Raw genomic sequence first — 6,879 nt, 5'->3', positions numbered from 1 at the left:
TGACGCGCACCTTGACGTTGTAGTCAACGACGCGTTTGACAGGTACCAAAACCTTCATCCCGCTGCCTCCAAATGGAAAATAATTACCCGGCATGCGCCGGGATCGCATTGCACAATTTTTTCTTGATTCTACAGCTTCGCCAGCGCTCGTATATGGGCGACCACGCTGCGGCCCAGGGCGGACAAGTTGTAACCGCCTTCCAGCGTGCTGACGATGCGCCCCTGGCAGTGGCGCTCGGCCACCGCCACGAGCTGTTCGGTGATCCAGGCGTAATCGGCCTCGACCAGGCCCATCTGGCCCATGTCGTCCTCGCGGTGCGCATCGAAACCGGCCGATATCAGGATCAGCTCGGGCCGGTGCGCCTCCAGCGCCGGCAGCCAGGTATCGGTGACGATGGCCCTGACCGCCGCCCCTCCCGTGTAGGCGGCGACGGGCACGTTCAGCATGTTGGAAGCCGGATGCTCGGTGCCGCTATTGGGAAAGAACGGATGCTGGAAGAAGCTGCACATCAGCACGCGGTCGTTGCCGGCGAAGATGTCTTCGGTGCCGTTGCCGTGGTGCACGTCGAAATCGACGATGGCCACGCGCGACAGGCCGTGGAAGTCCAGCGCATGCTGCGCTGCAATGGCGACGTTGTTCAGAAAGCAGAATCCCATGGCCTGGGAACGGCAGGCATGGTGCCCCGGAGGCCGCACCGCGCAGAAGGCCGTGCGGGCTTCCCCGCCCATCACGGCATCCACCGCCGCCACGCCCGCTCCGGCCGCATGCAGGGCGGCCTCGTAGGTGTGGGGGTTCATCAAGGTATCCGGATCGATAGGGAAATACCCTTGCTCCGGCAAGTGTTCGCGCAAACTGTTCAAGTACTGGACAGTGTGCACCCGCAATATGTCATGGCGGGACGCTTGCGGCGCCTGGCGGTCGTCCAGGTAAGGCATCAATCCGCTGGCCAGCAACTGGTCTGAAATGGCGTCCAGCCTCTGGGGGCTTTCGGGATGCCAACTGCCCATTTCATGCAGGCGGCATGCCGGGTGGGTAAGATACATGGTCTCCATAAGGAAGATTATGTTCATCTGTCGGCGATTACTGCAACTCGGAACGCTCTCCGCCCTGCTGGCGGGCTGCTCCACCACCGCCCCCTCTGCCCCCAATACCGCCGCCGGCCAGCCGGCTGCCGAATCAACCCCGGCCCCCATCCGCATCGGACCCAGCGCGCCGACACCTGGATCCGAACTGGCGGACGATGCCCCCGCCGCACTGGCCGCCAATGGCACGTTGCGGCCTGAAGTCCGCACTTTCGTGGAAAACCTGGCCACCGAGCGCCAGTTGCCGCTGGATCCCATGGTCGCCGCGCTGGCCGGTTCCCGCTACAACGCCACCGTCGCGCGCCTGATCGCGCCCTCGCCCCCGGGCAAGAAGATCTGGCGCAGCTGGCTGACCTACCGCTCGCGCTTCGTCGAGCCCAAGCGCATCGGCTGGGGCGTGGAGTTCTACAACGAGAACCGCGACCTGCTCAACCAGGCGGCGCAGCGCTTCGGCGTTCCGGCGCCGGTGATTGCCTCGATCATCGGCGTGGAGACGCTGTACGGCCGCAATATGGGCAATTTCCGCGTGCTGGATGCGCTGACCACGCTGGCCTTCGACTATCCGGACCCCGCCAAGCCCGAGCGCGCCACCATGTTCCGCGGCCAACTGGCGGATTTCCTGACCCTGGTCATGAAAGACAAGCTGGACTTGGAAACCCGCGGCTCCTACGCCGGCGCCATCGGCATGCCCCAGTTCATGCCCACTAGCGTCATGCATTACGCCGTGGACGGCGACGACAACGGCCATATCGACCTGAGCAACAACACCCGCGACGCCATCATGTCGGTGGGCAGCTTCCTGTCGCAGCATGGCTGGCAGCGCGGCCTGCCGGTGTTCGCGCCGGTGGTGCTGCCCGCCGATCCCACCGCGCTGGTCGACGGCGGACTGGAACCCAAGCAAAGCTGGGGCACGCTCACGGCGGCCGGCGCGCGCTTGCAGCCGGGCGCCTCTGCCGCAGGCTGGGGCAGCCAGCCGCTGGGGGTCGTCGACCTGGTCGAGGAAGCCCGGGGCACGGCGCAATACCGCGTCGGCACGCCCAACTTCTTCGCCTTGACGAAGTACAACCGCAGCTACTTCTACGCGACGTCCGTGGCGGATCTGGCCTACGAGATCGAAGCCCGCGTGGGCCGCTGACAGCGCTATGAGCCGCGGCGTCCCACGCCGCGGCCAGCCTTTACACCGTCGCGACGGGCGTCGCGGGCGACCCTACGGCGCCCGGCAGGTTCAACGGCGGCGCCGTCAACAGGAAGCGGCTGCGGCCGTGGGCGGCGAGCCAGCGCGCCAACGCCCCCAGGTACCACATCTCGCCTATCGGCATGCCGATCTTGAAGATGCAATGGTGGTGCAAGGGTAGCGCCGCGCAGCAGGCATTGGGCTTCTGCGTGGGATAGATTTCCAGCGCATGGTTGTCCGATGCCATGGCCGCCACCTGCGAGTCGGTGATCCACTGCAGCAGCTTCTCGTCGCTGCCATCCAGGCCGGCGCAGATCTCGTGCAGCGTATGGGGGTCCGGCTCGCGGTTCTTTTCGAGCAGGGCGTCGCCGAATTCCGTGTGGAACAGCACGATATCGCCGCGCTCGATCTCGATCCGGTCTGCTTCCAGTATGCGCATCAGGTCGTCGTAGCCGACCGACTTCTGCTCTCGGCCGTAATGGCGCGCCAGGTCAACCATCACGCCGCGGGTCTGCAGGCACGATTCGGCCAGCTGGGTGATGTCCAGCTTCTTGGCGTTGGAGGCCGGCCCCTGGCCCAGGTCGGTCTTGGCGTAGCCATTGTCCACGTCGTAGTCCACCGGCCCCACCACGTGCTCGTTGGGCCGGTAGCCGTTGTAGTAGACGCGTTCGGGCAGGCCGTCGCCATTGGCGTCGAACAGCGCGCCCACATGCGCCAGCGAATCCCATTGCGTTGAGTACTGCAGGCTCATTTCGACGATGTCGTCGCTGAGCACGTCGACGCATCCCGGACGCAGGCGCCCCAAGGGGAAATTCAGGTACTGGTCGCCGTCCCTTTCGGTGGGACGCAGCTTGGGCGGATGGCGCCGGACGTTCACGCCGTTGCCGCCCGGGTAATCCAGCGGCAGCGACAGGCAGAAACTCAGTCCCTCGCGGACTTCGCGCATGCCGCTCAGCACGTTCGCGGGGGTGATGTAATTCAGGCAGCCTCGCTGGTCGTCAGGCCCAAAATCTCCCCAGTTCGATCCCTCAGGACGGTTCTTCCATCTCATGCGTTGCAACTCCTGGTCGATTGAATGCTGTTTGACATAAATTTATCACGTATAGGATACTAACATCATGGATGTGAAAACTGCAGGCCGCGTGCTGGATGTGCTGAACCTCTTCGCCGAGGCGCAGAAGCCCTTGCTGTACAGCGAAATCGCAGCCCAGATGGGGATACCGCTGTCGAGCTGCCATGGGCTGCTGAAGACCATGGTGGCGCGCGGCTATCTCTATGAAATCGGCAAGAAGCACGGCTATTACCCGACCCAGAAACTGATACACGTGGCCACCCTGATCTGCCATAGCGACCCGCTGAACGCGGTGATCGAGCCGGTGCTGGCCCGGGTGCGCGACCTGACGGGCGAAACGGCCTTGCTGGCCAAGCTGGCCGACGACAAGGTCGTGTACCTGATCGTCGCCGAGTCCAAGCAGACGATCCGCTTCTCGCACCAGCCGGGCGGCTTCAAGGCGGTGCACGCCACCAGCTCCGGCAAGGCGCTGCTGTCGGTGCTGTCGCAGGAAGAACGGCAGAAGTGGTTCAAGGCCTACAGCGGTTTTGCCGCCTACACGGACAGCACGCTCACCAGCCAGGAGGCCTTCGACCGCGACCTGGAAGCGGGCGTGGCGCGCGGCTGGCAACGCTCGGTGGGCGAGAACGTGGAGGACGTGATGTCCATTTCGCTCGGATTCCGGGCATACGAACAACCCTTTGCCATCGTGGTGGCCGGCCCGCTGAGCCGGATGCTGAAGAACGAAGCCACCACGGGGAAACAGCTGGCCGAGGTCCGGGCGATGCTGCAGGCAGCGCTGCCCTCGGCCAATCTCACCTTTGTAGGAGTAGACAGTAGATGAACAAACGCACCTTCCTCGCCGCGGCATGCTCGGCGATCGCCACGGCGGCCCTGCCGGCGGCAAACGCCTATGCGCAGGCGGCCTATCCGGACAAGCCCATCCGCGTGATCATGCCGTGGGCGGCGGGCGGACCGACGGACGTGGTCGGCCGCGTGATCGCGGTCCAGATGGGGGAAATCCTGGGCCAGCCGCTGGTGATCGAAACCCGCGCGGGGGCCAGCGGCACCATCGGCACGGCCCAGGTCGCCAAGGCGCCCGGCGACGGCTACACCTTGTTGATGAACCCGTCGGTGCAGGGCATCTATCCGGCCCAATTCAAGAATCTGAGCTTTGACCCGATCAAGGACTTCCAGATGGTGGGCGTGCTGGGCACGGTGCCGATGGTGGCCGTCGTCCCGCCCAACTCCAAGTTCAAGACCTTCGGCGAACTGATCAAGCAGGGCCAGGCCCAGCCCGGCTCGCTGACCTTCGCCTCGCCCGGCGTCGCCACCTTGCCGCATCTGGCGGGCGAGCTGATCAACACCTCCACCAAGGCCAAGATCACCCACGTCGGCTACCGCGGCAGCAGCCCGGCGCTGACCGATGTCGCGGGCGGCCACGTGGACCTGATGTACGCGCCGCTGGCGCCGGCCCTGCCGCTGATCCAGAGCTGCAAGATCCGCCCGATCGCCGTGACGACCAAGACGCGCCTGGCCGAACTGCCCGACGTGCCGACCATCGCGGAAAGCGTCCTGCCCGGTTTCGACATCGTCACCTGGTACGGCATGTGGGCGCCCAAGGACACGCCGCAGCCCATCATCGCCAAGCTGAACAAGGCCATGATCGAAGCGTCGCAATCGCCCAAGGTGGTGGAAGCGCTCAAGTCGCAAGGCACGCTGCCCAGCGCCATGAGCTACCAGGAAGCGGAAGCCTTCAACCTCGCGGAAAGCAAGCGCTGGATCAAGGTGATGCAGGACGCCGGCATCCAGCCCGAATAAGCCGGCAAGAAACCGGGGCGCCCGCTGCGCCCCTGCAATGAAAAACCGCCATGTCCGGCTAGCCCGGCATGGCGGTTTTTTTCGGTGCGACGCGGTCAGGCGTTCAGTTGAACACGCCCGTGGACAGGTAGCGGTCGCCGCGGTCGCACACGATGAACACGATGGTGGCGTCGTTGACGCGCTCGGCCACGCGCAGGGCCGCAACCAGCGCGCCCGCCGAGGAAATTCCGCCGAAGATGCCCTCTTCCGCCGCCAGCCGGCGCGCCATCTGTTCGGCCTCGGCCTGTTCGATGGATTCATAGGCGTCCACCCGGCTGCGGTCGAAGATCTTGGGCAGGTAGGCTTCGGGCCACTTGCGGATGCCCGGGATCGACGACCCTTCGGCGGGCTGCGCGCCCACCACCTGGACCGCGGGATTGCGCGACTTCAGGTAGGTCGACACGCCCATGATGGTGCCGGTGGTGCCCATGGCGCTCACGAAGTGAGTGACGCGCCCTTCGGTCTGGTTCCAGATTTCCGGCCCGGTGGTTTCGATGTGGGCGCGGGGGTTGTCGGGATTGGCGAACTGGTCCAGCACCAGCCCGCGGCCGTCCGCCTGCATGGCGGAGGCCAGGTCGCGGGCATATTCCATGCCGCCCTTGTCCGCAGGAGTCAGGATCAGTTCGGCGCCATAGGCCGTCATGGCGGCGCGGCGTTCCACCGACAGGTTGTCGGGCATGATCAGGATCATGCGGTAGCCGCGCATGGCGGCGGCCATGGCCAGCGCGATGCCGGTATTGCCGCTGGTGGCCTCGATGAGGGTGTCGCCCGGCTTGATGTCGCCGCGCTCTTCCGCGCGCGCGATCATCGACAGGGCCGGACGGTCCTTCACGGAGCCGGCGGGGTTGTTGCCCTCCAGCTTGGCCAGGATGACATTGCCCCGGGCTGCGCCCGCGGCCCCGGGAATGCGCTGCAGGCGCACCAGCGGCGTATTGCCGACGGTTTGCTCGATAGTGGGATAGGTAGTAGTCATGCGGACGATAATAACCTCGCCTGGCGGCGCGCGCCGTCAAAAGCCGCGCTCCCGCCAGGGCTACCCGCCGCAGGCCGCTACGCGCTCAGGGCCGGGCGCGGGCGGCGGGCTGGGATGCCACCGGTTTCGCTTCGGATTTGGTTTCGGATTTGGCTTCGGCCTTGCCCCCAGCCGGCTTGCCCTGCGCCGGCTTGGCCGCTGTATCGCCCTGCCCGGTCTGAGGGCCCGCCCCTCCCACCTGCAGGCCGGCCTCTTGCAAGGCCTGCGCCTTCTTCGGGCCGATGCCGCGCACGCGTTCAGCCAAGTCGTTCAAGGATTCGAACTTGCCGCCCCGCTCGCGTTCCTTGATGATGATTTCCGCCATGCGCGGGCCGATTCCCCGGACACCTTCGAGCTGCTGGGCATTGGCCTGGTTGAGGTCGACCGCAAGCGCCTGCGGCGCGACCAGGCCCAGGCCCGCCGTTACCAGCAGCGTGCCCAACACCTGCCGCAAAGGGCGCGGCCGGGCTTCGGAAGCAAGGGTGGCACGCGTCCTGCGCCATCTGGCAAAGGGCGCCGGGTGGGCGGCGGCGGATTGAAGGAACGGATTCATGGAAGGTCTCCCTGGAGTCTGGCGCAACGGCTGTCACGCCACGCTCAGATCATGCGGGCGGCGCGCCTCGCCACGGCGGCGCGGTGAATGGAAACATCCGCCCCGGCAAACCGCCAGACGAAAAAAAGCCACCGCGAAGGGTGGCT

The 6,879-nt window shown here is 65.9% G+C and carries 7 protein-coding genes; 3 read left to right on the top strand and 4 right to left on the bottom strand.

Annotation, left to right across the window (positions count from 1 at the left end; translation table 11 throughout):
• Nucleotides 1–129 precede the first annotated feature (129 nt).
• Entirely contained in the window at nucleotides 130–1,053 is a 924-nt protein-coding gene (locus tag BRO63_RS07950; protein ID WP_179215053.1) for a histone deacetylase family protein, read from the bottom strand.
• A gap of 10 nt (nucleotides 1,054–1,063) precedes the next feature.
• Between BRO63_RS07950 and mltB the strand changes: the two genes are divergently transcribed.
• Nucleotides 1,064–2,218, top strand: coding sequence for a lytic murein transglycosylase B (gene mltB, locus BRO63_RS07945; RefSeq protein ID WP_088139186.1), 1,155 nt, complete (start codon nucleotides 1,064–1,066; stop codon nucleotides 2,216–2,218).
• Nucleotides 2,219–2,258: 40 nt separating this feature from the next.
• Here mltB and BRO63_RS07940 read toward each other — a convergent pair whose 3' ends face one another.
• Nucleotides 2,259–3,308 carry a cyclase family protein gene (locus tag BRO63_RS07940; RefSeq protein WP_088139185.1) on the bottom strand — a complete coding sequence of 350 codons (1,050 nt, stop codon included), beginning with the start codon at nucleotides 3,306–3,308 and terminating at the stop codon, nucleotides 2,259–2,261.
• A 67-nt stretch (nucleotides 3,309–3,375) separates the two neighbouring features.
• Here BRO63_RS07940 and BRO63_RS07935 point away from each other — a divergent pair, with 67 nt between their 5' ends.
• Nucleotides 3,376–4,152, top strand: a complete 777-nt coding sequence (locus BRO63_RS07935) for an IclR family transcriptional regulator (RefSeq protein ID WP_088139184.1) — start codon at nucleotides 3,376–3,378, stop codon at nucleotides 4,150–4,152.
• Nucleotides 4,149–5,129 (top strand): Bug family tripartite tricarboxylate transporter substrate binding protein, encoded by a 981-nt coding sequence (locus tag BRO63_RS07930; protein WP_088139183.1) that lies wholly within the window; start codon nucleotides 4,149–4,151, stop codon nucleotides 5,127–5,129. The genes BRO63_RS07935 and BRO63_RS07930 overlap by 4 nt, the downstream gene beginning before the upstream one ends.
• Nucleotides 5,130–5,232: 103 nt before the next feature.
• On the opposite strand, the gene cysM is transcribed toward BRO63_RS07930, so the two are convergent.
• Together cysM and BRO63_RS07920 are read right to left on the bottom strand one after the other, a co-directional pair.
• The gene (gene cysM, locus BRO63_RS07925) at nucleotides 5,233–6,141 is read right to left on the bottom strand and encodes a cysteine synthase CysM (RefSeq protein WP_041655288.1); all 909 of its coding nucleotides are present in this window, start codon (nucleotides 6,139–6,141) and stop codon (nucleotides 5,233–5,235) included.
• 85 nt (nucleotides 6,142–6,226) lie between these two features.
• The gene (locus BRO63_RS07920; RefSeq protein ID WP_088139182.1) at nucleotides 6,227–6,733 is read right to left on the bottom strand and encodes a ComEA family DNA-binding protein; all 507 of its coding nucleotides are present in this window, start codon (nucleotides 6,731–6,733) and stop codon (nucleotides 6,227–6,229) included.
• Nucleotides 6,734–6,879 lie beyond the last annotated feature (146 nt).

This window comes from Achromobacter xylosoxidans (assembly GCF_002192695.1).
GTDB lineage: Bacteria > Pseudomonadota > Gammaproteobacteria > Burkholderiales > Burkholderiaceae_B > Achromobacter > Achromobacter xylosoxidans_C.
The sequence above is the reverse complement of the archived record's forward strand: the minus strand, read 5'-3'. Positions and strand labels throughout refer to the sequence as shown.